Genomic DNA, 26,711 nt, shown 5'->3' with positions numbered 1-26,711 from the left:
GCACGCAGCGCTTCGCCGCTGGGTTCGGCGGCGAGGTCAGCCGGTTCGGGCCAGCGGCGCAGCCACTCCTCCCAGACCGGCAGCACGCGCACCACCGGGGTCTGCTGCAGCATGAATTCGCTGACCATGATCCCCCAGGGGCTGCAGTCCGGCTCGCGCCATGGCAACGTGCGCGCGTTCTGCCCGAACCAGGCACCGATCCTTTCATGCAGCACTGGGCTGCCGGCGGCAGTGCCGACAGTCCCGCTGAGGGTGGAAATGGGCATCCTGGCTCCTTCTGTGACCACGAATACTGTACTGTCCCGGCGTGGTGCTTCCGGGCTGAAGCGGCGGTTCCCTAGCCTTAAAGCATGGCAGGCAACGGTACCGGTGCGGCGCGCGGCGGCGCTTCCAAACCCGTCCCCCCGAACCGGCGCAAGCCCAGCCCCGCGGTCTACCGGCGCCGCCGGCTGGCCGTGCTGCTGCTGGCGCTGGTTCTCGTGGGTCTGCTGGTATTTGCTGTCCTGTGGATCGCCAGCCTGTTCGGCCCCGGCCAGCAGCCGGTGGCGGAGGAACCTGCGGAACTGCCGGTGGCGTCGTCGTCCCCGTCGCTGTCCCCGCAACCGCTGGCGAGCTCCGCTTCCTGCGACGAGTCCGACATTACCGTTTCCGCCGCCACGGATGCTCCCGCGTACGTCGCTGGCGAGAACCCCACCCTGATCCTGGAGGTGGAGAATACCGGCAAGTCGGACTGCGAGGTCGACGTCGGGACCGAGGCCATGGAGTTTGTGGTGACCAGCGGTGATGACCGGATCTTCTCCTCCAAGGACTGCGCGGTGGACACGAGCGAACTGATGCGAACCATCGAAGCCGGCGGCAGCGAGCGGGCGCAGTTCACCTGGGAACGCCAGCGCAGTGCGCCGGGCTGCACGGCGGTGAACGCCAACCCGCAGCCGGGAACCTATGTCCTCGTCACCAAGCTCGGCCAACATACGAGCAAGAAGGTGATCTTCGAACTCCAGTAGGCTCCGGCTACATGAAGCGGTCGAGCAGGCTGGTTTCGGCGATCCGGGAGAGCCCTTCGCGGATCAGGCGCGCGCGCTGCTCGCCGATGCCGTCCACGGCCATCAGGTCGTCGATGTTGGCAGCCATCAGGTTCTGCAGCCCGCCGAAGTGGTCCACCAGACGGTCCGCCACCGCGCGCGGGACGGACTTGACCGCGGATAGCAGCCGGTAGCCGCGGGGCTGGACCACGGCTTCGAGCGAGTCCGTCCCGGGCTGGAGGCCGAGCACGGTGGCGATCCGGCCCAGGTCGATCAAGTCGGTGGAACTGAAGTTCTGCAGTGTTTCCAGGGCGGCGTCGACGTCGATGCCGCCCTTCACGTCCGAGTAGTCCCGCAGGATCATTTCGTTGTCCGGGCCGAGGCCGGAGGTCAGCTCGTCCAGCTGCAGGGAGAGCAGGCGGCCATCGACACCCAGCTCGAGCACATATTGCGAGATTTCCTCGGAGATGCGGCGCACCATTTCCTGGCGCTGCAGGGTGACCGCGACGTCGCGCAGCGTGACCATCGCTTCGATCTCCAGCGCGGAGAGGGAATTGGTGACCTGGTCCAGCCGCACCCGGTAGCGTTCCAGCGTGGCCAAAGCCTGGTTGGCGCGGGCCAGCACGGGTTCCGAGCCCTCCAGCACGTGCCGGATGCCGTCAACATAGAGCGCGATGATCTGCATGGACTGGCTGACGGAGATCACCGGCAGCCCGGTTTGGATGGCTACCCGTTCGGCAGTGCGGTGGCGCGTGCCGGATTCCTGGGTGGGGATGGACGGGTCTGGAACCAGCTGGACGGCGGCCTTGATGATGTTGGTCGCGTCCCTGTCGCAGACGATGGCGCCGTCCATTTTCGCCAGTTCGCGCAGCCGGGTGGGGGAGAAGTCGATGCCGATGTCGAAGCCGCCGCTGCTGATGGATTCGACCTGCCGGTCATAGCCGAGCACGATGAGGGCGCCGGTGCGTCCGCGCAGAATCCGTTCCAGGCCGTCCCGCAGCGCGGTTCCCGGGGCCACCCGGGCCAAGGTCGCCTTGAGGGCATCCTCGGAGCTCTTAACCATCGAGTATTCCTTCGGTCAGTCGGACACAGTGCAGCCGGGCACGGAACGGTTGGGTACGGGGGACTGCCTGTGGGTGAACAGCCGCTAGCCACCATAATAAGGTGCGCAACCGGGCGCGCCTTGCTCGTGCTGCCCGTATGACGGGGTATAGGCGGCAGGCGGGGGCGTGGGTGCTGCCGGTGGCGGATGCTACTCGGCGCGGCGGCCCGCGGTGGGCAGCCGGGTGACGCTGGCGGCTGCGGTGCCCGCGCCGAAGAGCAGGTCCAGGGCCTCGGACACCGTCTGGACTTCCTTGACCCGGAATCCGTCCGGGAGCTTCCCCGCACCGCTGTGCGAGGCCGGAACGACGGCGTGGGTGAAACCAAGGCGCCCGGCCTCCTGGATCCTGCGGCCGATGCCCGGCACCGGCCGCACCTCACCGGCCAGGCCGATCTCGCCGAACGCAATCAGCCCCTTCGGCAGCGGTTTGTTGCTCTTGGCCGAGGCAATGGCCAGCGCCGTCGCGAGGTCGGTGGCAGGTTCGGTGAGCTTGACCCCGCCGACCGTCGCTACATAGCTGTCGTCCCTGTGCAGGGACATGGAAGCGCGCCGCTGCAGCACGGCCATCATCATAGCCACGCGCGAGGAATCCAGTCCGCTGGTGGCCCGGCGGGGCTGGGCGTTGGCGGTTTCGGCCAGCAGCGCCTGCACCTCGGCGACCAGCGGACGGCGGCCCTCCAGCGCCACCGTGATGCAGGTTCCGGAAACGGGTTCGGAGGTCATCGAGAGGAAGAGTCCGCTCGGGTCGGCGAGGCTTTCGATGCCGCCCTCGGTCAGGTCGAAGCAGCCGACTTCGTCCGTGGGGCCGTACCGGTTTTTGATGGCGCGCAGCAGCCTGAGCCTGGAGTGCCGGTCCCCTTCGAACTGGCAGACCACGTCCACCAGGTGCTCCAGCAGGCGCGGACCCGCGATCGAACCGTCCTTGGTGACATGGCCGACGAGGATGGTGGTCATGTTGCGGTTCTTGGCCGCGTTGATCAGGGAGGCCGCGACTTCGCGGACCTGGGTGACGCCGCCGGCGGCGCCCTCCACGGCCGAGCTGGCGAGGGTTTGGACCGAGTCCACCACCAGCAGGGCCGGCTCGACCCGTTCGATCTGGCCGAGGGCAATGCCCAGGTCCGTTTCCGCGGTCAGGTAAAGGCCTTCCGCGACGGCGTTGATGCGCTCGGCCCGCAGCTTTACCTGTGCGGCTGACTCCTCTCCGGTGACATACAGGACGCCCCCGCCGGTGCCGGCTACCCGCGCCGCGACATCGAGCAGCAGGGTCGACTTGCCGACGCCGGGCTCCCCGGCCAGCAGGATGACGGCACCGGGGACCAGCCCGCCGCCGAGCACCCGGTCCAGTTCGCCGACTCCGGTGGCCTTGAAAGCGGCCGCCGATGCGTCGACATCACCGATCTGCTGCGCCGGCTTGGCCACCGTGGCCGCGGCCGTCGTCCGGGCCGTGACCTGGCCGGTCTCCTCGACCGTCCCCCAAGCCTGGCATTCGCCGCAGCGTCCGACCCACTTCGCCGTGGTCCAGCCGCATTCGGCGCAGCGGTAGGCAGGGGCCTTCGAGCGGCCGGTCTTCGAACTCATGGAATTCAGGCTAACGGAGCCCTGTGACAATTCAGAGCCGCGGCAGGAACGCGGCCGCATCCTCATGCGAGAGCCCGGTTGCTTCGAGCAGGTCCACCATCAGCGGACGGAACACCAGGACCAGCGCCTCGCCTTCCAGGGTCCGCACACCAAGGTCCCTCGGGTGGAGCCGCGTGGCGATGGCGGCCAGCTCGTCGCGGGCATTGTTCAGCCGCCGTTCGCGCGCGCCGCTGTCCGAATCGGACAACCCGGTGGAGAGGATTTCCACCGCATCCGCGCTGTCCTGCAGCACCTGGGCCAGGTTCTCGATCGCCTCGTCGCTCATCGCCGCATGGTTGATGGCGGAAGTGAGCCGGCGGGAAAAAACGCGGCTGTTGCGCGTGGCCAGATCCACCATCTCGGCCGCGTGCTGCAGGTCCACAACCTCTGCCCGGTGCCGCCGGTAGGCCGGGGAAATGCGCGCGACTTCATGCGCGCCCACAAAAGTGGAACGCACTTCGTCGATGAGCTTCTGGGAGCCGCGGGCGCGCACCAGCGCGTGCCAGGCCATCGTCGAGTCGCTGCGGCTGAGCGCGTCGGAGCATTCCCGCAGCACCGCGGCCAGCTCGCCCAGCAGCCGCTGCAGTTTGGAACGCGGCTCGGTGCGGGGATCGCCGGGGATGAGCATGGTGGCCACCAGTGCCAGCGAACCGCCGACGACGGCATCAAGACTGCGCGTAAACGGCCCGCCCTCGGGTGCCGGCAGCAGGACCACCAGCACTGCCTGCATCGCCATCTGCGTGCTGAAGATCGAACCGCTGTCCAGGAAACGGGCCAGCAGGACGGAGATCAAAAGTACGACGGCGGCCTGCCAGATCCCTGCGCCAAGGAAGTGGAGGAGCAAATCACCTACGGCAATTCCGAGCGTGCAACCGATGGCCACTTCCATAACCTTCCGGAAGCGCGGTCCTGCGGCGAAGCCGAGGGAGACCACCGCCGAGGTCGCGGCGAACAGCGGCGCTTCATGCCCCAGGAGCTGTTCGGCGATCACGTAGGCGGTGACAGCGCAGACAGTGATCCGCACGGCCGGAAGGAAGGAGGACCGGCTGCGCCGGACGCCGACGCGGGCGCGGTTCCGGATAAAAGTACGGGCCTTCGCGACGGGGCTGCCTGTACTCATGGCACAAGTCTAGGTTGTGGGCGCAGGAGCGCGGATACGCGGAAAGGAGCGGAATCGCCCGGCAGGCCCCCGGACCGCATTAGTATGATTCCCTTCACTTAATCAACCTCAAAAGCGCCTATGTCGGCAAATGGTACGTTCTTGTTCACCTTCCGTTCATTTTGGCCCGTCAATCTCGTTACCTGTGCCCCATAGCGTCGAGGGGTACGAAGAGGCACGGCCAGCGCCGCGCCGTCGTCCAAATCTCGTTTGCCAACCTGAAAAGGACAGATAGTGAAGGCTTTCCGTGTCGGCCGTGCGGCCGCAGTTCTTTCCGTAGCAGCCATTGCCCTGACTGCCTGCGGTTCCGACAACGCCACCGGCGTCGGCGAGCAGCCCGCCGGCAGCGCTCCCGCAGGCGCAGGTGTCTCCGGCACCCTCTCCGGCGCAGGTGCCTCCTCGCAGGATGCGGCCATGCAGGCATGGATTGCCGGTTTCACTGAGCAGAACCCCGAAGCCAACGTCCAGTACTCCCCGGATGGCTCCGGTGCCGGCCGCGACAACTTCCTGGCCGGCGGCGTGCAGTTTGCTGGATCGGATGCCTACATGGACGACGAAGAGCTCGAGAAGTCCAAGGAGATCTGCGGACCCGACGGAGCCTTCCACATCCCCGGCTACGTTTCCCCGATTGCCGTTGCCTTCAACCTTGAGGGTGTCGACGAGCTGAACCTCGACGCCGAAACCATCGCCAAGATCTTCCGCGGCGAGATCAGCAACTGGAACGACGAAGCCATCGCTTCCCAGAACGAGGGCGTCGAGCTGCCCGACACCCCGATCACCGTGGTCCACCGCGCCGACGAGTCCGGTACCACCGAGAACTTCGTGGAGTACCTGTCCGCGGCCGCTCCGGATGTCTGGACCGACGAGGTCTCCGGCGACTGGCCCGCAGCCATCGTGGCCGAGAACGCCCAGGGCACCTCCGGCGTCGTTTCCGCCGCCAGCTCCACCGACGGCGCCATCACCTACGCTGACGCGTCTGCCGTCGGCGACCTGGGCACCGTGAAGGTCAAGGTCGGAGAAGAGTACGTCGCCTACAGCCCGGAAGCCGCCGCCAAGGCCGTTGAGGCTGCGACTCCGGTCGAGGGCCGCAGCGATGTGGATATGTCGCTGGACCTCGAGCGCGACACCACCGAGTCCGGTGCCTACCCGATCGTGCTGGTTTCCTACCACATCTACTGCTCCGCCTACGAGAGCCAGGAAACCGCCGACCTGGTCAAGGCCTTCGGCAGCTACGTGATCAGCGAAGAGGGCCAGCAGGCCGCCGCCGACTCCGCCGGCAGCGCTCCGCTGTCCGAGACCCTGCGCGAGCAGGCCCAGACCGCTATCGATTCCATCACCGTGGCCTCGTAGCATCCGCACAAAAGGGGAGCCCCGCCGTCGGAAGTTTGACGTGCGGGGCGTCCTTGTGTTCAGCGGCAGGCATTGCCCAAGATCACAATAGAGTGAAGACTGACAAGCGAATTGACCGACAAGAAGAACCAGGAGTCCGAAGGGTTTGAAGTGTCCAACACATTGACGGAGGGCGGCAGCAAAGGCCGTGCCGGAGACAAGGTATTCTCCGGCCTCGCCCTGTTCGCAGGCTGCCTGATCCTCTTTGTCCTGTTCTGCGTCGCAGTATTCCTGATCTGGCAGGCGCTGCCCACATTCGCGGCCGATCCGGCGGAGATCACCGGAGGCGAAGGCTTCTGGAGCTACATCTGGCCCATCGTGATCGGTACGCTGATCGCCGCCGCCATCGCGCTGCTGATCGCGACGCCCATCGGCATCGGCGTCGCGCTGTTCATCTCGCATTACGCACCGCGGCGCCTGGCCCAAAGCCTCGGCTACGTCATCGACCTCCTGGCCGCGATTCCCTCCGTTGTCTATGGTGCCTGGGGCATGACAGTCCTGGCCCCCGCGCTGGTTCCGGCGTATGTGTGGCTGGCCGAGAACGCCGGCTGGATCCCGATTTTCGAAGGGCCCGCAAGCCAGACCGGCAAGACCATGCTGACCGCCGGCATCGTGCTCTCCGTGATGATCCTTCCCATCATCACCTCGCTCAGCCGCGAGATTTTCCTGCAAACGCCAAAGCTGCACGAAGAAGCGGCACTGGCCATGGGCGCCACGCGCTGGGAGATGATCCGCATGGCGGTCTTCCCGTTCGCCCGTCCCGGCATCATCAGCGCCGTCATGCTCGGCCTGGGCCGCGCCCTGGGTGAAACCATGGCCGTAGCCATGGTGCTCTCCGGCGGTGCCTTGATGGCCAGCCTGATCAAGAGCGGCAACCAGACCATCGCCGCCGAAATCGCGCTGAACTTCCCGGAGGCCTTCGGCCTGCGCCTGGCAGAGCTCATCGCCGCCGGCCTCGTGCTGTTCGTCATCACGCTGGCCGTGAACATGGTCGCCCGCTGGATCGTCAGCCGCCACAAAGAATTCTCGGGGGCAAACTAATGTCGCAGACCACCTCAACCCAGTCGCCGGTGCGCAAGAAGAGCCTGACCAAGAACCAGCTTCCGGGCTGGGCCATCTGGGCCGTGCTTGCCGGGTCCGTCATCGTCGGCGCGGCGCTGTCTTCGCTGATCGGCTTCCATGTCTTCACCTGGGCGCTGTTCTCCGCGGTCCTCTTCGTGGTCGCCTCCTATGTCGTGACGCTGTCCGTGGAGGGCGGCCGCAAGGCCTCGGACCGCCTGGCCACCAGCCTCATCACCGGCGCCTTCATCATTGCGGTGCTGCCGCTGGTGTCAGTGATCTGGACCGTGCTGGAGAAGGGTGTTCCCGGGCTGACCTCGAACTTCCTCTTCACCTCCATGAACGGCATGACCGGCGTGGTGGACAACGAGACCGTTGCCAATGGCACCTCGGTCCTTGGCGGTGCCTACCACGGCATCGTCGGCACCGTCCTGATCACCTTCTGGGCCACGGTCATCTCCGTCCCGGTCGGCCTGCTGACCGCCGTGTACCTGGTGGAGTACAGCAAGGGCGGTTCGCTCTCCCGCGGCATCACCTTCTTCGTGGACGTCATGACCGGCATCCCCTCGATCGTGGCCGGCCTCTTCGCGGCAGCGTTCTTCGGCCTGATCTTCGGGCCCTCCACCCGTACCGGCTTCGTGGCGGCGGTGGCGTTGTCCGTGCTGATGATTCCGGTGGTGGTCCGCTCCACGGAGGAAATGCTCAAGATCGTGCCGAACGAGCTGCGCGAGGCCTCCTACGCGCTGGGCGTGCGCAAGTGGCGCACCATCCTGAAGGTCGTCGTACCGACGGCGATCTCCGGCATCGCTTCGGGCGTCACCCTGGCCATCGCGCGCGTCATCGGCGAGACCGCTCCGCTGCTGGTGACCGCCGGGTTCGTCAACAGCATCAACTGGAACGCGTTCGGAGGCTGGATGACCACGCTGCCGACGTTCATCTACCGGCAGCTGATGAACCCCACCTCGCCCACCAACGTGGATCCGAGCCTGCAGCGCGCCTGGGCCGCAGCCCTGCTGCTGATCATCATCGTGATGCTGCTGAACCTCGTGGCACGGTTGATCGCCCGCATCTTCGCCCCCAAGACCGGCCGCTAAGCCGCCCCTGTACTAGAGAAGGAAACCCATGTCGAAGCGTATCGACGTCAACGACCTGAACGTCTACTACGGAGACTTCCTGGCCGTGGAAGGCGTCAACATCAATATCGATGCCAAGTCCGTCACGGCCTTCATCGGCCCCTCCGGCTGCGGCAAGTCGACTTTCCTGCGGACGCTGAACCGCATGCACGAAGTGCTGCCCGGCGCCCGCGTGGAAGGGGAGGTCCTGCTGGACGGCGAAGACCTCTACGGATCCGGCGTCGACCCGGTGACGGTGCGCAGCCAGATCGGCATGGTGTTCCAGCGGCCGAACCCGTTCCCCACGATGTCCATCCGCGACAACGTGCTCGCCGGCGTCAAGCTGAACAACAAGCGGATCAGCAAGTCGGACGCGGACGCCCTGGTGGAGAAGTCGCTCTCCGGCGCGAACCTGTGGAACGAGGTCAAGGACCGCCTGGACAAGCCCGGCTCCGGCCTCTCCGGCGGCCAGCAGCAGCGCCTCTGCATCGCCCGGGCCATCGCCGTGTCCCCGCAGGTGATCCTGATGGACGAGCCGTGTTCCGCGCTGGACCCGATCTCCACGCTGGCCATCGAGGACCTGATCGAGGAACTCAAGACCGAATACACCGTGGTGATCGTGACCCACAACATGCAGCAGGCCGCCCGCGTCTCGGACAAGACGGCGTTCTTCAACATCGCCGGGACCGGCAAGCCCGGCAAGCTGATCGAGTACAACGACACGACGGCCATCTTCAACAACCCGGCCCAGAAGGCCACGGAAGACTACGTCTCCGGCCGCTTCGGCTAAACCAGGCCCGAGGCAGACGGCGCCCGTCCCCGCGAAGGGGAACGGGCGCCGTCGTCATTTAAGCGTCCTTGCGGAGCCGCCCGCGGCCGCGATGGCTAGAGCAGCGGGTCCAGGGCCAGGTAGAGGGTGGCGCCCATCAGCGCGCTGGCAAGGGCCGTGACAACCCAGGTCAGCAGGACGCGCTGCGCCACCCGCCAGCGCACCGTGCCGAAGCGCTGGTTGGCGCCGGCGCCGAGGATGGCCGAGGCCATCGTGTGCGTGCTGGACAGCGGCATGTGCAGGGCCAGTGCGCCGAGGTAGAGCATCGCCGAACTCACGCCTTGGGCGATCGCGCCGCGCAGCGGGTCCATCCGCACCAGCCGGTAGCCGAGTGTGTGGGCGATCCGCCAGCCGCCGAAAAGGGTGCCCACGGAAAGGAAAACCGCGACGAACAGTTGGACCCACAGCGGGATCTCCGTGCCGCTGCCGGCGAGGCCTACGGCGCCCAGGGCCAGCAGCAGGACCGCCACAGTGCGCTGCCCGTCCTGCAGGCCGTGCCCGAGGGAGAATGCGCCGGTCAGGACGGCCTGCACGGTGCGGTTGGTGCGGTTGGCCTCGCGCGGCGTGGTGTAGCGGGAGATCCAGGTGGCGGGATAGACGACCACGAACGCGATGACGAATGCGATGACGGGGGAAAACAGCAGCGGGAGCGCCAGCTGCCCCCACAGGTAGCCCTCGGCCGCTGTCACGTTCGGCCTGCCCAGGAACGCCGCGGCAAGGTCCGCGCCCAGCAGGCCGCCGAGCAGGGCATGCGTGGAGGACGACGGCATGCGCCGCCACCAGGTGAAGATGCCCCAGCCGCAGGCGGCCAGCAGGCCGCTCAGCAGGATCCCGAGGCCGTTGGCGCCGTCCGGGACGTTGAAGCCCTGGACGCTGAGCACCAGGGCCAGGGCGCCGGCGACGAGCACGCCGATGAAGTTGAAGAGCGCGGCAAGTACGACGGCGACACGCGGCAGCAGTGCGCGGGTGCGGACCGCTGTGGCTACCGAGTTCGAGACATCGTGGAAACCGTTGATGAAGGCGAAGCAGGCAGAGAATGCAATGACCGCCCCGAAGAGCAGCAGCTCCACCTACGATTCCTTGACGAGGATCTGGCCCACGTGGCTTGAGGCGCGGCGCAGTTCCCTCACCGTTTCCACCAGCAGGTCCGCCACTTCCCGGTGTGCGGTGTAGGTGGCCTGTTTGAGGTTCCGCAGGTCCTCGGAGATCCAGATCCGGTGGGTGCGGTTGGCGCGCTTGGCCAGCTGCAGCATGTCGATGCAGTACTCGTCCAGGTCGACGAGCGATACCAGCCGGCCCATTGCGGACACCGTGAGGTCGGACATCAGGCCGATGACTTCGAGCAGCTCCGAGGCGCGCGGGGAGAGCCGTTTGACTTCGTTGAGCGCCACGATTTCGGCCGCCCCGTCGAGCTTTTCGAAGCCATCGACCAGAGACCGGGAGATTTGGTAGAGGTCCTCGCGGGGCAGCGGTGTGATGAAGCTGGTGCGCACATGGGTGAGCAGGGCGAAATGCAGTTCGAAGATGCGCCCGTCACTGCGGTGCAAGTCCTCCGCCAGTTCCGCATACTGCCCCGCCGGTGCTCCGAGCACCTCGGAGAGGGTGGTTACGCCTTCGCGGAACAGGGCCGCCATGTCGGCCAGCATTTCCAGGCTTTTGTTCTCTTGCGGGAAGAGACTTATCTTCACAGTGTCACCGGGGGTCTCGAGCTGGGAAGGAAAACAGCGGACCCAACGTCGTCCGCACAGCTAAGCCTAGCGCGTGAAGGTGAACAAGAATAATGGTGCCGGACTGGGAGCGCCTCTCGGCGGATGGCCGCTCGAAGCGGCTAAAAGTTGGAGCCCGGGGCTGCCACAGTCCGACACCACCTTCAGTTTTCTACGCCCGGACAGTGATGTCAACCGCGGTTGATACACCCAAAAAAGATCCTCAAAGGGGCTGGAAAACGTTCCATCGCAGGGCTTACCATGCCCCGCGGCTGCACTGTTCCGCGGGGCGCCGAAGGGCCTGTTGGTGCGGCATTTCCGCCGCAAGGCCGGGTCAGTCGAGTTCGCCGCGCCGCCATGCTGCGGCGGCGGCTTCGAGGTCTTCTGCGGTTCGCACCAGCCGGTGCGAACTGTGGGTCAGCCTGCTGGCGTGGTTCTCGTTGGAGGCCTCCGCTGCATCGGCGTGGTGCGTCTGGCCGAGCGCCACGACGCGGCAGAAAGCTGCCGACCGGTCCAGCGCCACGTCGAAGTCGCCGTTGAAAGCGCCGGAGAGGATGGTGTCTGCCATCTTGGTCACTTCGTCCGCACCAGGCGGTTCCGCGACCCCGGCCACTGCCTTGGAAACTTCGGCGGCGTCCTTGCCGGCTTTGAAGTAGGCAGCCATCCGTTCCGGGTTCTGCTTTACGGCGGTGCGCAGCGCGTACAGCCGCCAGAGCGCCCCCGGCAGGGAGCGGGCGGCGCTTTCGGCCCACATTTCGGCAATTGCCTCCAGGCCCTGCTGATCCGCAAGCTTAACCAGGCGCTGGGTCACTTCCGGGTCATCGGACTCCCGGCCGTGGTGCACCAGTGCCCGTGCTGCCAGATGGGCTGCTTCGGAAACGCGGGCGGGGTCCGCACCGCCGGTGAATCCTTCGAAGTCCAACGGAGCAAACGGCTTGGGTTTATGCGGCCGAGGCACTTCGTTTCCGTTGTTGGGGCTCATGCCATGACCATACTCCTGCCACTGATTCCGGTCGAGGCAGACGCCCGGTTCAGCGTAGGCAGATGCGTGCGATAAACTGATGAGCGGCCGGTACAAGGCGGTGCATCCGAGTGCGCTTTCGCCGGCCGGCGGGCCTTTAGCTCAGTTGGTAGAGCATCGGACTTTTAATCCGCGGGTCGCGGGTTCGATCCCCGCAGGGCCCACCAGCGCAGCGCCTCTGTTCCGGATACGTTCCGGGCGGGGGCGCTTTGCTGTGCGCGGGGGCCGCGCGTGCGGATGTCACATAGCAAATGTAACGAAACGGTAACGATGGCTGCAGGCCGGATTTCCGCCGTCGTTAGCCCCGCCGCATCCCAGACAAAATAAGGGCAAAACCGGAATCGCGTTCTCCAGGGCGCAGGCCCCGATTCGGGCTCGATTCGTGTCAAATCCGCCATTCTCAGCTTGATTATGAATCGATACCGGTTACGGTCGAATAGATGGTTCAAGAACTCGCAGAAACCCTGACCGATACGAGTGTAGAAGCAAGATTCCGCAAACCAACCCTGCAGGACGGTAAGCACCTTTGGCGCATGGCCAAGGATTCGCAGGTGCTCGATTTGAATTCCTCCTATTCCTATTTGCTCTGGTGCCGCGATTTCGCCGACAGTTCGATCCTGGCGACGGTGGACGGGGAGCCGGCCGGCTTCATCACGGGCTACCTCCGTCCGGATGAACCAGGCACGCTGATGGTGTGGCAGGTCGCCGTGGACGAATCCTTCCGCGGCCGCCGACTGGCCGCTTCGATGCTCGACCGGCTGGCCCGGCAAGTGGACGCGCAGCGCGTGGAGACCACGATTACCGAAGACAACGAGGCCTCCATCCGGCTGTTCACCGGATTCGCCGGCCGCCACGATGCCGTGCTGGAGCGCGAGCCGCTCTTCACCCGGGACCAGTATCCGGACAACCACGACACCGAGTTCCTGTTCCGGATCGGCCCACTGAACTAAGCCTCTGAATTTCCAATAAACCCACGCCCGGATTTATTAATTCCGCAGCGGCGATTCCCTGCACCCTTTTCCGCGGGGAAATGCAGCTGCGCCGAAAGGAAGAATCTTTACCATGGACATTTTTGAAACCCGCGAATCGGAAGTCCGCAGCTATTGCCGCAGCTGGCCGGCCGTTTTTGAACGGGCTCAGGGCAGCATGGTGCATTCCGAAGACGGCACTGCCTACCTGGACTTCTTCTCCGGTGCCGGTGCCCTGAACTACGGCCACAACAACCCGGCCTTGCTCGAGCCGCTACTCGAGTACCTGCGCAGCGGGGCGATCGTCCACTCGCTCGACATGAAGACCCCGGCCAAGCGGGAGTTCCTGCAGACGTTCGAAGAGCTGATCCTGAAGCCGCGGAACCTGGACTACAAGGTGATGTTCCCCGGCCCGACCGGCACCAACACGGTCGAGGCGGCGCTGAAGCTGGCCCGCAAGATCACCGGCCGCCAGCACATCCTGAGCTTCACCAACGCCTTCCACGGCATGACCCTCGGCTCGCTGTCCGTCACAGGCAACTCGATGAAGCGCAAGGGCGCGGGCATTCCGCTGACCAACAGCTCCAAGATCCCCTACGACGACTACTTCGACGGCGAGACCGCGGACTTCCTGTGGCTGGAGCGCGTGCTGGAAGACAGCGGTTCCGGCGTGGACAAGCCGGCCGCGGTCATCGTGGAGACCGTCCAGGGCGAAGGCGGCCTCAATGCTGCCCGCGCCAGCTGGCTGCGCGGCCTGTCCGAGCTGTGCAAGAAGCACGAGATCCTGCTGATCGTCGACGACGTGCAGGCCGGATGCGGCCGCACCGGCACCTTCTTCAGCTTCGAAGAGGCCGGTATCACCCCGGACATCGTCTGCGTCTCCAAGTCCATCTCCGGCTACGGCCTGCCAATGGCCCTGACGCTGTTCCGCCGCGACCTCGATGCCTGGACGCCGGGTGAGCACAACGGCACCTTCCGCGGCCACAACCCCGCCTTCGTTACGGCCACGGCCGCCCTGAAGACGTACTGGGCGGACGGGAAGTTCCAGCAGCAGGTAGGCGCCCGGATCGTGCAGCTGCACGAGGGGCTGGAGCGGATCGCCGCCTCCGTTGAAGGCGCCTCGGTCCGCGGCCGGGGCCTGCTGGCCGGCGTCGTCTTCCCCGATCCGGACACCGCCGGCAAGATCGCCGCGGCTGCCTTCGACCGCGGCCTGCTGGTCGAGACTTCCGGGCCGGAGAGCGAAGTGGTCAAGGTGATGCCGGCGCTGACGATCACCGCTGACGAGCTGGACCGCGGGCTGGACATCCTGGTCGAGGCCACCAACGCCGTGGCCGGAACCCGGGAACTGGCCGGAGCCCTCTAGGGCCTCCCGCCGGCCGGCCCGGCAACCATCCGAACTGAGCAACACCAAGGAGCTTTGAATGCTGGTAGTCAACCTGAATGACCTGAACGATACCGAGCGCGACATCAAGTCCGAGACCTGGCGCAGCCGCCGCATGGTGCTGGCCCGCGAAGGTGTGGGATTCTCCTTCCACGACACGGTGATCTACGCCGGCACCACGTCCACCTTCCACTACGCCAACCACATCGAGGCCGTCTACTGCGTGCAGGGCGAAGGCACCCTGACCAACGAGGAGACCGGCGAGGTCCACGAGCTGCGTGACGGCACGATGTACCTGCTGGACGGCAACGAGAAGCACACCGTGCGCGCCACCACCGAGCTGCGCATGGCCTGCGTTTTCAACCCGCCGGTCACCGGCCGCGAGGTCCACGACGAGAACGGCGTGTACCCGCTGGTGGTCGAAGAACCGGCCTAAGGTTCCCACAGCCAGGCAAAAGTCCGGACAGCGCAAGCTGCCCGGGCTTTTGCCTTACTGGAAAAATTCCAAACAATATCCGAGGAGGAACGAATGACTGCAGTAGCAGAACAGAACCGAATCGACACCTACCCGACCCGCGGCGGCGAGGTCCAGGTGCTCCCGCGCGAGGACAAGGTTGTCTGGGGCACTGCCGCGGACGGCCCGCTGGACCAGGCCACGCTGGACCACTATGAGGCCAAGGGCTACCTGGCCATCGACGAGCTGGTCGGTGCCGCGGAGCTCGAGGAGCTGCGCGCTGAACTCGAGCGGCTCTCCGCGGATCCGGCCGTGCGCGCGGACGAGCGCTGCATCGTCGAGGCGAAGAGCCAGGAAGTCCGCTCGATCTTCGAGGTCCACAAGATCTCCGAGGTCTTCAAGCGGATCGCGAACGACCCGCGCGTGGTCGGCCGGGCCAAGCAGCTGCTCGGTTCGGACGTCTACATCCACCAGTCGCGCGTGAACTTCAAGCCCGGTTTCGAGGGCAAGGACTTCATGTGGCACTCCGACTTCGAGACCTGGCACGCCGAGGACGGCATGCCCCGGATGCGCGCGGTGAGCATCTCCATCTCGCTGACCGACAACTACTCCTACAACGGGCCGCTGATGATCATGCCCGGCTCGCACAAGGAGTACATCTCCTGCGACGGGGCCACCCCGGAGGACAACTACAAGAAGTCGCTCGTCATGCAGGGCGCCGGCACGCCGGACAAGGCCACGCTGACCGAGTTCGCGGACCGCTACGGCATTGACGTGATGGAGGGCAAGGCCGGCGGCGCCACGATGTTCGACTGCAACTGCATGCACGCCTCGAACGGCAACGTCACGCCGTACCCGCGCTCCAACGTCTTCATCGTCTTCAACTCGGTGGAGAACATCACGCAGGAGCCGTACGCTGCCCCCGTGGCGCGTCCCGAGTTCATCAGCGCCACGGACTTCACCCCGGCCGGTTGATCCGGGTTCCGGCGGGGCCGGCGGCGTGATGCGGGCTGCCCCCAAGCCGACGCCTGGGGGCAGCCCGCCAACGGATACGTGGTGCCGTGAATCTTGTGCGCAGATCACAACAGTGCTGGCCAGCTGGGACTGTGGTGATCTCCGCACGAGTTTGGCTGGACCGTGGTGATCTGCGCACGAGTTTGGCTGGACCGTGGCGATGTGCGCCCGGGATCCAAGGGGCCGTTGGGATCAGCCGCGAGGGCGGCAGAGCCTTCCAAGAACGAGGCGTCAGATGCCGGCGGCTGCCTGCCCAAGGACTTCGCGGAAGGCGGCGATGGCCGGGTGGTGCGCGCTGGCGCTGCGGACCGAGGTGAAGATGGTGCGGCGCGGCCGGCTGGGCAGTTCCAGCAGGCGGCAGCCGTGCGGGCGGCCGGTCCACATCAGGTCCGGCATGAAGGCAACGGCGTTGCCGGATTCGACCAGCCGGATCTGGGCCTGCAGGTCCGCAGTCTCGTACCGGACGTCGGGTTCAAAGCCGGCGGAGCGGCAGGCCTGCTCGGCCCAGTGCCGGGAGGCGGCGCCGTGCGGCTCCATCACCCAGGGCAGGGCCTTGGCGTCGTCGACCGAGTCCACGCCGCCCAGCTCCGTCGCGTCGGCGGGAACGGCCAGACGGATGGCGTCGGTGGTCAGCTGCTGGCGGTCCAGGTCCGGGTGGTGCGGGGCGGCGTGGCCGGGATACTGCTCGGCGACGACGAGGTCGAAATCGCGAGCCCAGGTTTCGTAGAGCGCGGTTTCGGGTTCGCGCTGCACCATCTCGATCCGCACTTCCGGATGGCGCCGGCGCATCTCGGCCAGGGCCTGCGGCATGAGGGCGAGGGCGGCGGACTGGAACACGGCCACTCGAACAGTGCCAGTCACCGTGGTGAGCGACGCGGCAAGGTCGGTTTCGGCGCGCTCGAGCCGCTGGAGCAGCTGTTCGGTGTGGGCGACCAGGATTTCGGCCTGCGGGGTCAGCTGCACCCGCCGCCCGGTCTTGCGGAGCAGCTCGAGGCCGGCCTCCTTTTCCAGCAGGGACAGCTGCTGCGAGACCGACGACGGACTGTAGTTGAGCGCGGCGGCGACCTCGGCGAGGGTCCCGCGGATTTTGAGTTCGCGCAGGATACGCAGGCGCCGGATGTCCAGCATGCCTCCTCCATTCGTTGGAAAAAATGATCGATACCAATCGGAAAAGGCCACTTTATCTAATCCGACTGCCCTTCCATACTGGACTGAGAGTGATCTAGCAGACAACGGAAGCGAAAGGGCGCATGCTGGCATGACAGAGCTACTGAAGGAGGCCGCCGTGGATTCCAACGCACCGGAGCTCGGGATTCCCCGCGACTTGGCCGATGAAGCCATCCGGCTGGTCCGGCACTGGCTGTCGGAAGCGGCGAAGATTCCCGCCGATCCTGCGGCCAAGCAGCTGGCGGGCGTGCTGAAGGACCCACACGGCCTGGAGTTCACCGTCGGCTTCGTCGACGGCGTGATCCGCCCCGAGGACCTGGACGTTGCCGCCCGCAACCTCGCGGCGCTGGCCCCGAAGGCGCCGGCCTTCCTGCCCTGGTACATGCGCGGGGCCGTCCGGCTTGGCGGCGCGATGGCGCCGGTCCTGCCGCAGGTTGTCATCCCGGCCGCGCGCAGGGTGCTGCGGGAGATGGTCGGGCACCTGATCGTCGACGCCACCGACGCGCGGCTTGGCCCCGCAATCGCGAAGATCCGCAAGGACGGCGTGCGCCTGAATATGAACCTGTTGGGCGAGGCGGTGCTGGGCAAGCGCGAGGCCGCCCGCCGGCTGGAGGGCACTAAGCGGCTGCTGGCCCGCGACGACGTGGACTACGTTTCCATCAAGGTCTCCTCCACAGTGGCGCCGCACTCGCCCTGGGCATTCGATGAGGCGGTCGAAGACGTCGTCGAAAGCCTGGTGCCGCTCTACCGCCAGGCGGCGGAGTCCGCGCGGCCGAAGTTCATCAACCTGGATATGGAGGAGTACAAGGACCTGGGCATGACCATGGCGGTCTTCACCCGGCTCCTCGACCGGCCCGAGTTCCACAACCTGCAAGCCGGGATCGTGCTGCAGGCCTACCTGCCGGACGCCCTGTCCGCCATGATGGAGCTGACCCACTGGGCGCAGGCCCGGCGGGCGGCTGGCGGCGCACCGATCAAGGTCCGCGTGGTCAAGGGCGCCAACCTGCCGATGGAGCAGGTCGAAGCCTCGCTGCATGACTGGCCGCTGGCAACCTGGGGCACCAAGCAGGACTCGGACACCAACTACAAGCGGGTGCTCAACTTCTCGCTCCGCCCCGAGAACGCGGATGCGGTGCGGATCGGCGTGGCCGGACACAACCTGTTCGACGTCGCCTTCGCCTGGCTGCTGGCGAAGCAGCGCGGCGTGGCGGACCGGATCGACTTCGAGATGCTCCTGGGCATGGCGCAGGGGCAGGCCGAGGCCGTCCGGCGGGATGTCGGCTCGCTGCTGCTCTACACCCCGGTGGTGCATCCGCAGGAGTTCGACGTAGCGATCGCCTACCTGATCCGCCGGCTGGAGGAAGGCGCCAGCAGCGAGAACTTCATGTCCGCGGTCTTCGAGCTGAGCTCCAATGAGCAGCTCTTCGAGCGGGAGAAGCAGCGCTTCCTTGCCTCGCTGGAGAACCTCGACGACGCCGTGCCGGCCCCGAACCGGCAGCAGGACCGCCACGAACCGGGCGAGCCGGCGCCGCGGCAGGGCTTCCGCAACACCTCGGACTCGGACCCGTCCCTGCCGGCCAACCGGGCCTGGGGCCGCGCCATCCTGGAGCGCGTGCCGGAGTCCCGCCTCGGCATCGACACCATCGAGGCCGCCGAGGTGAAGGACGCCGCGCGCCTCGACCAGGTGCTGAGCACCGCGGTGGAACACGGCAAGGCCTGGGGCGCGCTGACCGGTGCCGAACGCGCCGAGATCCTGCACCGGGCCGGAGATGCCCTGGCCGCCAACCGCTCCCGGCTGATGGAGGTGGCCGCCGCCGAGGCCGGCAAGACGCTGGACCAGTCCGACCCGGAAGTCTCCGAGGCGATCGACTTCGCCCACTACTACGCTGAGCTGGCCCGCGGGCTGGACGAGATGGACGGCGCCCGGTTCGTCCCGTCCCGGCTGACCGTGGTCACGCCGCCGTGGAATTTCCCCATTGCCATCCCCGCCGGATCCACGCTGGCCGCGCTCGCGGCGGGCTCCGCCGTCGCTATTAAACCTGCGAAGCAGGCCAAGCGGACCGGCGCCGTCATGGTGGAGGCGCTCTGGGAGGCCGGCGTGCCGCGCGAGGTGCTGCAGTTGGTGCAGCTGGGCGAACGGGAGTTGGGCCGGGAGCTGGTCGCGGATCCGCGCGTGGACCGAGTGGTGCTCACCGGCGGGTACGAGACCGCGGAGCTGTTCCGTTCCTTCCGCCCGGACCTGCCGCTGCTGGCGGAGACGTCGGGCAAGAACGCCATCATTGTCACGCCCAGCGCGGACTTCGACCTCGCCGCGAAGGACGTGGTGTACTCCGCTTTCGGCCACGCCGGCCAGAAGTGTTCGGCCGCGTCGCTGGTGATCCTGGTCGGATCGGTGGCCACGTCCCGGCGCTTCCGCAACCAGCTGGTGGACGCGGTGACCTCGCTCAAGGTCGGCTACCCGCAGGACGCCGCGACCCAGATGGGACCGGTGATCGAGCCGGCCAATGGCAAGCTGCTGGACGGGCTCACCAACCTCGGCGAGGGGGAGACCTGGCTGCTCAAGCCGGAACCGCTGGACGATTCCGGCAAGCTCTGGAGCCCCGGGGTCCGCACCGGCGTGCGCCGCGGCTCGCACTACCATCTGACCGAGTTCTTCGGCCCGATCCTGGGCGTCATGACCGCGGACACCCTCGAGGAGGCCCTGGCCATCCAGAACGAGGTCGACTATGGCCTCACCGCCGGGCTGCATTCGCTCGACCGCGAGGAACTGGACTACTGGCTGGAGCATGTCCAGGCCGGCAACCTCTACGTGAACCGCCACATCACCGGCGCGATCGTGCAGCGCCAGCCCTTCGGCGGCTGGAAGAAGTCCTCCGTGGGCGCGGGGAGCAAGGCCGGCGGGCCGAACTACCTGGCCGGGCTCGGCGAGTGGGAGCCGGCGCCCAGCCGCGCCACCACGGAGATTAACGACGACGGCGTGCGGCACCTGCTGTTTGCGGCCGAAGGTGCGCCGGGGCTGCTGAACGGGGAGGAGGCCGGCGTCCTGCGGCGCTCGCTGTCCTCTGACGCCGAGGCCTGGGCGGAAGAGTTCGGTGCTGCCAAGGACGTCACGGGGCTGCATGCCGAGCGCAACGTCTTCCGTTACCTGCCGCTGCCGGTGACGATCCGCCTGTCCGAGGGCGAGCGGCCGGCCAAGCTGCTGCGCGTACTGGCGGCCGGGCTGCTGGCTGGCTCGGACGTGAAGGTCTCCACCGCCGTCGACCTTCCCGCTGCCGTGCGCGCGGTCCTGCTGGACCGGGGGGTCCCGGTGACCGTGGAGGACGACGCCGCATGGCTGGCCCGGGTGCCGCGCCTTGGCGGCGGTCGGATCCGGCTGATCGGCGGGAACCCGACGGCGCTCGCCGAAGCCACCGGCGGCTCCCCGGACGTGGCGGTCTATGCGCACCCGGTCACCGAGGCCGGCCGGGTGGAACTGCTGCCCTTCCTGCACGAGCAGGCCGTCAGCATCACGGCGCACCGTTTTGGCACGCCCAACCACCTCTCCGACGGGCTGGTTTAGGCCCCAAGCCTAGCCGCGGTTCCGGCCGAGGACTAGGATCGTTCCATCTCGACGCCGCCTGTCCGCAAGGGGGAGCGGGCAGGCAGCCTGACCAGAGGATTTCCCTATGAGCACCCGAGATCTGAGCCAGTCCATTATGCGGCGCAAGCCGTTGAACGAAGTCGACGATGAGCACGTCAAGACCGGGCTGTTCCGCACGCTCGGCCTCTGGCAGCTGACGGCCATCGGCGTCGGCGGCATTATCGGAATCGGCATCTTCACCCTCGCCGGCCTGGTGGCCAACGGCGGCGGGGAGGCCGACCCGGTGGGTCCGGCGGTGCTGATCTCCTTCCTGATCGCCGGCCTGGCCAGCGCGGCCGCGGCCCTGTCCTACGCCGAGTTCGCCGGCATGATTCCACGCGCCGGCTCCGCCTACACCTACGGCTATGTGGCGCTGGGCGAGGTGATCGGCTGGTTCATCGGCTGGGACCTGCTGCTCGAGTACATCGCCATCGTCGCGGTGGTGGCGATCGGCATCTCCGGCTACTTCTCGGAGTTCATGGCCGGCGTCGGCCTTGAGGTGCCGGTGTGGATGCAGGGGACCGCGGACACGGTCGAGGGCGGCGTGATCAACCTGCCGGCCATCGTGGTCTGCCTCTTCATCACCTGGATCCTCAGCAGGGGCACCAAGACCTTCGGCCGGTTCGAGCTCGTGGCAGTGGGCCTGAAGGTGCTGCTGATCCTGTTCATCATCGGGCTCGGCTTCTTCTTCGTGAATGCGGAGAACTACACCCCGTTCATGCCCTCGGGCTTCGGCGCGGTCTTCGCCGGCGCCGCCACCGTCTTCTTCGCAGTGTTCGGCTACGACGCGATGAGCACCGCGGCGGAGGAAGCCACGGACGGCAAGAAGCACATGCCCAAGGCCATCCTGCTCTCCCTGCTGGTCGCCATGACCCTCTATGTCCTGGCCACGCTGGTGCTGACCGGCATGCAGAACTACACCGAGATCAGCCCGACGGCCGGGTTCGCCTCGGCCTTCCAGAACGTCGGCCTGCCGGTGATCGCCACGATCATCTCCGCCTTCGCCGTGCTTTCCATCCTGACCGTGATGCTCACCTTCCTGCTCGGCGTCACCCGGGTCTGGTTCGCGATGAGCCGCGACGGCCTGCTGCCGCGCTGGTTCTCGGCCACGGACAAGCACGGCACCCCGCAGCGCGTGACCTGGATTGCAGGCATCGCCGCCGCCCTGCTGGCCGGCGTGTTCCCGATCCGCGCCGTCGCCGACCTGACCAACATCGGCATCCTGGCCGCCTTCGTCGTCACCTGCCTGGCCGTGATCGTGCTGCGCTACAAGCGTCCGGACGAGCCGCGGACCTTCAAACTCCCGCTGATGCCGGTGGTCCCCGCCTTCGGCGTCATCGCGTCGCTGTTCCTGATGCTGCAGCTGCACTGGGAAACCTGGGTCCGCTTCGGCGTGTGGCTGGTCATCGGCCTGCTTATCTACTGGTTCTACGGCCGCCGGCACTCACTCATGAACCCGCACAGCCCGCGCCAGCAGCTGAAGCCCGGCGCCCCCAGCTGACCAAGCGGTTCGCTAGCCCGGGTGCACCGGGGAGGGGTTCGTCAACCGGCGTTCACCGCGCGTTTGCCGCTGCTGCGTACGCTGGCGGCCATGACCCGCTTGCTCAAGCCCCTCCTGGCTGCACTTGCCGCGGCCGCCCTGTCCGCCGTCGTCGTTCCCGCTGCCCACGCCGCCCCGCAGCAGACGGAAGCCGCACCGCATACTGAAAAGGTGCAGCAGGAAACCGTCCGGATCGCCACGTACAACGCCAGCCTCAACCGCTCCGCTGCGGGCGAGCTGCTCCGCGACCTGTCCACGCCGGAGAACCAGCAGGCGCGCAATATCGCCGAGGTCATCCAGCGCAACGACCCGGACATCCTGCTGCTGAACGAGTTCGACTACGTCGAGGACTACGCCGCGGTGGACCTGTTCCGGCAGAACTACCTGCAGGTCAGCCAGAACGGCCAGGACCCCGTCGAGTACCCGTACGCCTACACCGCGCCGTCCAACACCGGCGTCGACACCGGCGTGGACCTGAACAACGACGGCGTGCTGGGCACCGGTGACGACGCGTTCGGCTTTGGGCTGTTCCCGGGCCAGTACGGCATGGTCGTGCTCTCCAAGTATCCGATCGACACTGCGAACGTGCGCACCTTCCAGAACTTCCTGTGGAAGGACATGCCGGGCAACCTGATGCCCACGGACTACTACTCCGCGGAGGCGCAGGAGTTGCTGCGCCTGTCCAGCAAGTCGCACTGGGACGTGCCGGTGCAGGTGGGCAACCAGGCCGTGCACGTGCTGGCCAGCCATCCCACGCCGCCGTCCTTCGACGGGCCTGAGGACAAGAACGGCAAGCGCAACTTCGACGAGATCCGGTTTTGGGCCGACTATGTGGCCGGCGGGCCGCGGGCTTCCTACATTTACGACGACGGCGGGGACCGGGGCGGCCTGCAGCCGGGCTCGCGATTCGTGGTCATGGGCGACCAGAACTCGGACCCGCGCGACGGGGACTCCTGGCCCGGGGCGATTGGCCAGTTGCTGGAGCATCCGCGCATCCAGGACCCGCTGCCGGCATCGCGCGGGGCGGTGGAGGCCGCGGCGCTGCAGGGCGGGGCCAACATCAGCCACCTCAACGACCCGCGCTTCGACACCGCGGACTTCAACGACAACCCGGCGCCGGGCAACCTGCGCGCCGACTACGTGCTGCCGTCGAAGAACCTGCTGGTGCGCGACGCCGGCGTGTTCTGGCCCAAGCGCGGCGAGCCGGGCTCCGAGCTCACCGGCGAATTCCCGTTCCCCACGAGCGACCACCGGCTGGTCTGGACCGATGTGCAGCTCCGTGGGTAGGGATTGCGCCGCGGCGCGGGCGCTGGGAAGCTCGAATCATGGTTGAGAGCTTCTCCCTGACCCGCAACGATGCCGACAGCCGCTACGAGATCCACGTAGACGGCCGGCTCGCCGGGACCTCGGCGTTCCATGCCAGCGGGCGGGAAGTCGCTTTCCTGCATACCGAGATCCGGGCCGAGTTCGAGGGCCAGGGGCTGGCCGGCAAGCTCGCCGAGTACGCCCTGAGCGACGTGGCCGGCCAGGACAAAACCGCCGTGCCGCACTGCCCGTTCATCGCTGGCTATCTGCGCCGCCACCCGGAGATGGGCGCCCGGGTCCGCTGGCCGTAGTCAGAGGCTGGAGTGGCTGGGCTATGGCTGAGCTGTGGCTGCCGTGAAAACTGTTGGCCAATTGTGGCTGCTTTGAAACTGTTGGCCTTTAGTGGCTGCTTTGGAGGCCCAAACCGGGTCCAATCCAGCCACTATAGGCCAACAGATTTCGCTCGGCGCTTAGGGTCAGCGGCGGCGCGGATCGGGGTGGAAGGGGCGGCATGAACGCGGCCCGGGATCGGCGGATCGGCGGTGGGAAAGCGGCGGCGTCAGCGGCGCTGCTGCCAAGCGAGGGCGTGCACGGCCAGGGCGAGGCCGAGGCACACCGTGCCGCAGGTCAGCAGTCCGGGGGCGAAAGTGGGCAGGACGAGCATCCAAACGCTGGGGCCCGGATTGACGCCGAACGGGTCGGGGTTCGCCAGCCCCATTGGGACCATCGCCGCGAAAACGCCCAGGCCCAGCGCGGCCAGCCCGAGCAGCCAGAGCGCCAGCAGGAACGGGTTGAATTTGGGTGCGGGGCGGCGGGCTGGCTCATCGTGATCGGGTACGGCATCGGCGGGAACAACTTCGGAAATCCCCGAACGTCCCTGGTGCTCGGCCGCCTGCCGTTCCAAGGGGGATGCGAAGGGCTCCGGTCTGCCGTGCTGCGGGGCGTGGTCCGGCCGGCGCGGCACGGCCTGGCCGCCATCGAAGTGTCCGGTGCCGATCTGCGCTCCGGGTGCGGAACCGCCAGACCTTGCGCCGGGGGCCTGACCGGTAGCCTGGCCGGAGTGGCCGCGCTGGTAGATCGGGTCGTAGCGCTCATCGAACCCCGGCATGGCGAGTCCCTCCCTCGAATTGTCACCACAACCTACCCGAATCCATCCCGGCTTGTTAGGCTTGCGCGCATGGGAACACTGATTTTCGAGTAATTCGCGCGCCGCGCCGCCCCGTCGCGGCCATCAGTTGCCAGCTCAAAATCCCGCTTGCCGAGGCAGTGCCTTGCGAGTCCTTTCCCATTCGCCTTCGTGCATGGACCGACCCGTCTTCCGCCGTCGCTGGCGCCGGCACCAGGCACTTCCTCCGCGGGCAACCGACCAGGAAATCCGGAGGACACCATGACCATCGCCGACAAGAACCCTGATCTAAACATCCATTACACGGCAGCCGAAAGCAAGCCCGACCTGGACATCCACTTGGCCCCGTCCGCGGCCGCCAAGCTGAGTTCGGAACAGCAGAAGCGGCTCGCCGACGCCCGCAGCGCCAAGAACCCGGGCGACCTGCCCGGCTGGCACAGCATCGGCAGCGGCCACAAGCCGACGCACGCCAGCAAGCGGCAGGGCCGGGGCGAGAAGCAGGTGCGCTGGTAAGCCCGGACGAAACAGGTCAGGTCACCTGCCCGGGCAGGCCGGCCCAACATAAAGGAGTGCTCCCCGTGGAACCAGTGGGTTCCGCAGGGAGCACTCCCGTGTCCAGGGCCGCAGGACCGCAGGCCAGCGGGGCAGCCGGCCGGCAGGGCGGCAGGGCCGTAGGGCACAGAGCCCCGGCTCCGCGTGCCGGCTAGCCAGCGGCCATCCGCCGGCTACTCGGCGTCGTGGTCGGTCTCGAGCACCTGCACCAGGCGTCCAGCGCGGCGTCCGCGCCGTCGCCTTCGGCCCGCAGGACCACTTTGGCCCCGTATTCGGCGCCCAGGCCCATGAGCGAGAGGATGCTCGAGGCGTCCAGCGCTTCCTCGGCCGGAGTTCCCTCTAGGGCGATGGTGACTTCCACGGGCTGTTCGCCGGCGGCTTCGGCGAAGATGGCGGCGGGGCGGGCGTGCAGGCCGACGCGGCTGGCGATGGTGGCGATACGTTCGGGCATGGGTTTCTCCTTTGTCAGAGTCCGAGGGTTTCGAGCAGTGGCAGATTGGCGCGGACCTTGGCCTTCGCCGCCTCAGCGGAATCCGCGGTGACGGCGAGCCGGGCCGCGTCCTGGGCCTGGTCCAGCGTGACCGTCCTGAGCAGGGCGGCAACTCCGGGCAGCGCACGGGCGTTCATCGAGAGGGAGTTTACGCCTAGTCCCGCCAGTACGACGGCGAGGGCAGGGTCCGCGGCGGCCTCACCACAGACACCAACCGGCTTGGGCGGCTGGTGGGTGGCTGCCGCTCCGTCCACGGTGGCCTTGATCAGCTGCAGCACGGCCGGCTGCCACGGATCGGTCAGTTCGGCCAGCGGCCCGAGCTGCCGGTCGGCAGCCATCGTGTACTGGGTGAGATCGTTCGTGCCGATCGAGGCGAAGTCAACGGCTTCCAGGATGGCGCCGGCGGTCAGTGCAGCGGACGGGACCTCCACCATGACGCCCGGGGTCTTCAGGCCGGCGGCTTCGCACAGTCCGGCGAAGTGCCGGGCTTCGGCGGCGGTGGACACCATCGGCGCCATCACCCAGACCTCGGCTTCGGCCTGTTCCGCGGCGGCAGCGATGGCCTGCAGCTGACGCTCCAGCACACCGGGGTGCGCTTTGTCCGTGCGGTAGCCGCGCACGCCCAGCGCCGGGTTCGGCTCGGTGGCGTCGGTCAGGAAGGGCAGCGGCTTGTCCGCGCCGGCATCCAGCGTCCGGACCACGACCTTCTTGCCCGGGAAGGCCGCGAAGACGGCCTGGTACGCGGCGGTCTGCTCCTCGAAGGAGGGCTCCTGCTCCCGGTTCAGGAAGCAGAACTCGGTGCGCAGCAGGCCGACGCCTTCGGCTCCGGCGGCGGCCGCCGCCAGCGCGCCCTCGCCGTCGCCCACATTGGCGAGCAGAGGCACCAGGTGGCCGTCCGCCGTCGTACCTGTTCCGTCAAAGGCAGGCAGCGCCTCGCGGGCCGCATAGGCTGCCGCCGCGCTGCGGTCCGCTTCGCTCGGACCGGCCAGCACAATGCCGGCCGAACCGTCCACGAAGACCTCGGTGCCGGAAGCGATCGCGGTGGCGCCGGCGGCGGCGACCACGGCGGGCAGGCCCAG

The 26,711-nt window shown here is 67.3% G+C and carries 23 protein-coding genes, 1 tRNA gene and 2 pseudogenes; 15 read left to right on the top strand and 11 right to left on the bottom strand.

Features of this window, described 5'->3' with window-relative positions; all coding sequences use genetic code 11:
- Nucleotides 1-266: pseudogene (locus D477_RS15440) on the bottom strand (A/G-specific adenine glycosylase); the annotation flags it as partial.
- A gap of 84 nt (nucleotides 267-350) precedes the next feature.
- On the opposite strand from D477_RS15440, the gene D477_RS15435 reads away from it, so the two are divergent.
- Nucleotides 351-1,004, top strand: coding sequence for a hypothetical protein (locus D477_RS15435; protein WP_005271410.1), 654 nt, complete (start codon nucleotides 351-353; stop codon nucleotides 1,002-1,004).
- A gap of 7 nt (nucleotides 1,005-1,011) precedes the next feature.
- Here the strand turns inward: D477_RS15435 and disA are convergent, their stop codons facing one another.
- The 3 genes from disA to D477_RS15420 form a co-directional block, all read right to left on the bottom strand.
- Nucleotides 1,012-2,085, bottom strand: a complete 1,074-nt coding sequence (disA, locus tag D477_RS15430) for a DNA integrity scanning diadenylate cyclase DisA (RefSeq protein WP_005271407.1) — start codon at nucleotides 2,083-2,085, stop codon at nucleotides 1,012-1,014.
- A gap of 189 nt (nucleotides 2,086-2,274) precedes the next feature.
- The gene (radA, locus tag D477_RS15425) at nucleotides 2,275-3,702 is read right to left on the bottom strand and encodes a DNA repair protein RadA (protein WP_052510808.1); all 1,428 of its coding nucleotides are present in this window, start codon (nucleotides 3,700-3,702) and stop codon (nucleotides 2,275-2,277) included.
- A gap of 31 nt (nucleotides 3,703-3,733) precedes the next feature.
- Nucleotides 3,734-4,861, bottom strand: coding sequence for an FUSC family protein (locus tag D477_RS15420; protein WP_005271401.1), 1,128 nt, complete (start codon nucleotides 4,859-4,861; stop codon nucleotides 3,734-3,736).
- A 273-nt stretch (nucleotides 4,862-5,134) separates the two neighbouring features.
- Here D477_RS15420 and pstS point away from each other — a divergent pair, with 273 nt between their 5' ends.
- The 4 genes from pstS to pstB all read left to right on the top strand — a co-directional run bounded on the left by pstS (nucleotide 5,135) and on the right by pstB (nucleotide 9,250).
- On the top strand, nucleotides 5,135-6,250 hold the full coding sequence (gene pstS / locus D477_RS15415; RefSeq protein WP_005271399.1) for a phosphate ABC transporter substrate-binding protein PstS: 1,116 nt from the start codon (nucleotides 5,135-5,137) through the stop codon (nucleotides 6,248-6,250).
- A 162-nt stretch (nucleotides 6,251-6,412) separates the two neighbouring features.
- Entirely contained in the window at nucleotides 6,413-7,330 is a 918-nt protein-coding gene (gene pstC / locus D477_RS15410; protein WP_424580018.1) for a phosphate ABC transporter permease subunit PstC, read from the top strand.
- Nucleotides 7,330-8,442 carry a phosphate ABC transporter permease PstA gene (gene pstA / locus D477_RS15405; protein ID WP_005271394.1) on the top strand — a complete coding sequence of 371 codons (1,113 nt, stop codon included), beginning with the start codon at nucleotides 7,330-7,332 and terminating at the stop codon, nucleotides 8,440-8,442. The genes pstC and pstA overlap by 1 nt, the downstream gene beginning before the upstream one ends.
- A gap of 28 nt (nucleotides 8,443-8,470) precedes the next feature.
- On the top strand, nucleotides 8,471-9,250 hold the full coding sequence (gene pstB / locus D477_RS15400) for a phosphate ABC transporter ATP-binding protein PstB (RefSeq protein ID WP_005271392.1): 780 nt from the start codon (nucleotides 8,471-8,473) through the stop codon (nucleotides 9,248-9,250).
- 95 nt (nucleotides 9,251-9,345) lie between these two features.
- On the opposite strand, the gene D477_RS15395 is transcribed toward pstB, so the two are convergent.
- The 3 genes from D477_RS15395 to D477_RS15385 all read right to left on the bottom strand — a co-directional run bounded on the left by D477_RS15395 (nucleotide 9,346) and on the right by D477_RS15385 (nucleotide 11,977).
- A complete protein-coding gene (locus D477_RS15395; protein ID WP_005271389.1) occupies nucleotides 9,346-10,359 on the bottom strand; it encodes an inorganic phosphate transporter in 1,014 nt (337 codons plus the stop codon).
- Nucleotides 10,360-10,935 (bottom strand): DUF47 domain-containing protein, encoded by a 576-nt coding sequence (locus D477_RS15390; protein ID WP_005271387.1) that lies wholly within the window; start codon nucleotides 10,933-10,935, stop codon nucleotides 10,360-10,362. It lies immediately after the preceding gene.
- Between the two features lie 394 nt (nucleotides 10,936-11,329).
- Complete coding sequence (locus tag D477_RS15385) at nucleotides 11,330-11,977, bottom strand: hypothetical protein (protein ID WP_005271385.1); 648 nt, start codon at nucleotides 11,975-11,977, stop codon at nucleotides 11,330-11,332.
- 130 nt (nucleotides 11,978-12,107) lie between these two features.
- Between D477_RS15385 and D477_RS15380 the strand changes: the two genes are divergently transcribed.
- The 5 genes from D477_RS15380 (at nucleotide 12,108) to thpD (ending at nucleotide 15,794) form a co-directional block, all read left to right on the top strand.
- Nucleotides 12,108-12,183 (top strand) — tRNA-Lys (locus tag D477_RS15380).
- Between the two features lie 366 nt (nucleotides 12,184-12,549).
- A complete protein-coding gene (ectA, locus tag D477_RS15375; protein WP_005271383.1) occupies nucleotides 12,550-12,966 on the top strand; it encodes a diaminobutyrate acetyltransferase in 417 nt (138 codons plus the stop codon).
- A 112-nt stretch (nucleotides 12,967-13,078) separates the two neighbouring features.
- The gene (gene ectB / locus D477_RS15370) at nucleotides 13,079-14,347 is read left to right on the top strand and encodes a diaminobutyrate--2-oxoglutarate transaminase (protein ID WP_005271380.1); all 1,269 of its coding nucleotides are present in this window, start codon (nucleotides 13,079-13,081) and stop codon (nucleotides 14,345-14,347) included.
- A gap of 58 nt (nucleotides 14,348-14,405) precedes the next feature.
- Nucleotides 14,406-14,801 (top strand): ectoine synthase, encoded by a 396-nt coding sequence (locus tag D477_RS15365; RefSeq protein WP_005271377.1) that lies wholly within the window; start codon nucleotides 14,406-14,408, stop codon nucleotides 14,799-14,801.
- A gap of 93 nt (nucleotides 14,802-14,894) precedes the next feature.
- Nucleotides 14,895-15,794, top strand: coding sequence for an ectoine hydroxylase (gene thpD, locus D477_RS15360; protein WP_005271374.1), 900 nt, complete (start codon nucleotides 14,895-14,897; stop codon nucleotides 15,792-15,794).
- A gap of 270 nt (nucleotides 15,795-16,064) precedes the next feature.
- Here the strand turns inward: thpD and D477_RS15355 are convergent, their stop codons facing one another.
- Complete coding sequence (locus D477_RS15355; RefSeq protein ID WP_005271372.1) at nucleotides 16,065-16,961, bottom strand: LysR substrate-binding domain-containing protein; 897 nt, start codon at nucleotides 16,959-16,961, stop codon at nucleotides 16,065-16,067.
- A 130-nt stretch (nucleotides 16,962-17,091) separates the two neighbouring features.
- Between D477_RS15355 and D477_RS15350 the strand changes: the two genes are divergently transcribed.
- The 4 genes from D477_RS15350 (at nucleotide 17,092) to D477_RS15335 (ending at nucleotide 23,775) form a co-directional block, all read left to right on the top strand.
- Nucleotides 17,092-20,559 (top strand): bifunctional proline dehydrogenase/L-glutamate gamma-semialdehyde dehydrogenase, encoded by a 3,468-nt coding sequence (locus D477_RS15350; RefSeq protein WP_005271368.1) that lies wholly within the window; start codon nucleotides 17,092-17,094, stop codon nucleotides 20,557-20,559.
- Nucleotides 20,560-20,665: 106 nt separating this feature from the next.
- A complete protein-coding gene (locus D477_RS15345; protein WP_005271365.1) occupies nucleotides 20,666-22,120 on the top strand; it encodes an amino acid permease in 1,455 nt (484 codons plus the stop codon).
- A 90-nt stretch (nucleotides 22,121-22,210) separates the two neighbouring features.
- A complete protein-coding gene (locus D477_RS15340) occupies nucleotides 22,211-23,446 on the top strand; it encodes an endonuclease/exonuclease/phosphatase family protein (protein ID WP_043847236.1) in 1,236 nt (411 codons plus the stop codon).
- A 38-nt stretch (nucleotides 23,447-23,484) separates the two neighbouring features.
- Nucleotides 23,485-23,775, top strand: coding sequence for a GNAT family N-acetyltransferase (locus D477_RS15335; protein ID WP_005271360.1), 291 nt, complete (start codon nucleotides 23,485-23,487; stop codon nucleotides 23,773-23,775).
- A 248-nt stretch (nucleotides 23,776-24,023) separates the two neighbouring features.
- On the opposite strand, the gene D477_RS15330 is transcribed toward D477_RS15335, so the two are convergent.
- A complete protein-coding gene (locus tag D477_RS15330) occupies nucleotides 24,024-24,572 on the bottom strand; it encodes a hypothetical protein (RefSeq protein ID WP_005271357.1) in 549 nt (182 codons plus the stop codon).
- 279 nt (nucleotides 24,573-24,851) lie between these two features.
- Between D477_RS15330 and D477_RS15325 the strand changes: the two genes are divergently transcribed.
- Nucleotides 24,852-25,103 (top strand): hypothetical protein, encoded by a 252-nt coding sequence (locus D477_RS15325; RefSeq protein WP_005271354.1) that lies wholly within the window; start codon nucleotides 24,852-24,854, stop codon nucleotides 25,101-25,103.
- Between the two features lie 212 nt (nucleotides 25,104-25,315).
- Here the strand turns inward: D477_RS15325 and D477_RS15320 are convergent.
- Both D477_RS15320 and D477_RS15315 read right to left on the bottom strand, forming a co-directional pair.
- Nucleotides 25,316-25,593, bottom strand: a pseudogene (locus tag D477_RS15320) (HPr family phosphocarrier protein).
- Between the two features lie 14 nt (nucleotides 25,594-25,607).
- On the bottom strand, nucleotides 25,608-26,711 hold a 1,104-nt coding region (locus D477_RS15315; protein WP_043847230.1), incomplete at its 5' end, for a putative PEP-binding protein.

Origin of the sequence: Arthrobacter crystallopoietes BAB-32 (genome assembly GCF_000328305.2) — a bacterium.
GTDB lineage: Bacteria > Actinomycetota > Actinomycetes > Actinomycetales > Micrococcaceae > Crystallibacter > Crystallibacter crystallopoietes_A.
The sequence above is the reverse complement of the archived record's forward strand: the minus strand, read 5'-3'. Positions and strand labels throughout refer to the sequence as shown.

Coding starts and splice junctions, on each gene's coding strand:
- D477_RS15390 (WP_005271387.1), bottom strand. CDS start 10,935: ATGCTGGCCGACATGGCGGCCCTGTTCCGCGAAGGCGTAACCACCCTC.
- pstA (WP_005271394.1), top strand. CDS start 7,330: ATGTCGCAGACCACCTCAACCCAGTCGCCGGTGCGCAAGAAGAGCCTG.
- radA (WP_052510808.1), bottom strand. CDS start 3,702: ATGAGTTCGAAGACCGGCCGCTCGAAGGCCCCTGCCTACCGCTGCGCC.
- D477_RS15335 (WP_005271360.1), top strand. CDS start 23,485: ATGGTTGAGAGCTTCTCCCTGACCCGCAACGATGCCGACAGCCGCTAC.
- pstB (WP_005271392.1), top strand. CDS start 8,471: ATGTCGAAGCGTATCGACGTCAACGACCTGAACGTCTACTACGGAGAC.
- D477_RS15355 (WP_005271372.1), bottom strand. CDS start 16,961: ATGCTGGACATCCGGCGCCTGCGTATCCTGCGCGAACTCAAAATCCGC.
- D477_RS15435 (WP_005271410.1), top strand. CDS start 351: ATGGCAGGCAACGGTACCGGTGCGGCGCGCGGCGGCGCTTCCAAACCC.
- D477_RS15330 (WP_005271357.1), bottom strand. CDS start 24,572: ATGCCGGGGTTCGATGAGCGCTACGACCCGATCTACCAGCGCGGCCAC.
- ectB (WP_005271380.1), top strand. CDS start 13,079: ATGGACATTTTTGAAACCCGCGAATCGGAAGTCCGCAGCTATTGCCGC.
- D477_RS15385 (WP_005271385.1), bottom strand. CDS start 11,977: ATGAGCCCCAACAACGGAAACGAAGTGCCTCGGCCGCATAAACCCAAG.
- D477_RS15350 (WP_005271368.1), top strand. CDS start 17,092: ATGACAGAGCTACTGAAGGAGGCCGCCGTGGATTCCAACGCACCGGAG.
- D477_RS15420 (WP_005271401.1), bottom strand. CDS start 4,861: ATGAGTACAGGCAGCCCCGTCGCGAAGGCCCGTACTTTTATCCGGAAC.
- D477_RS15345 (WP_005271365.1), top strand. CDS start 20,666: ATGAGCACCCGAGATCTGAGCCAGTCCATTATGCGGCGCAAGCCGTTG.
- D477_RS15325 (WP_005271354.1), top strand. CDS start 24,852: ATGACCATCGCCGACAAGAACCCTGATCTAAACATCCATTACACGGCA.
- D477_RS15365 (WP_005271377.1), top strand. CDS start 14,406: ATGCTGGTAGTCAACCTGAATGACCTGAACGATACCGAGCGCGACATC.
- D477_RS15340 (WP_043847236.1), top strand. CDS start 22,211: ATGACCCGCTTGCTCAAGCCCCTCCTGGCTGCACTTGCCGCGGCCGCC.
- ectA (WP_005271383.1), top strand. CDS start 12,550: ATGGCCAAGGATTCGCAGGTGCTCGATTTGAATTCCTCCTATTCCTAT.
- thpD (WP_005271374.1), top strand. CDS start 14,895: ATGACTGCAGTAGCAGAACAGAACCGAATCGACACCTACCCGACCCGC.
- disA (WP_005271407.1), bottom strand. CDS start 2,085: ATGGTTAAGAGCTCCGAGGATGCCCTCAAGGCGACCTTGGCCCGGGTG.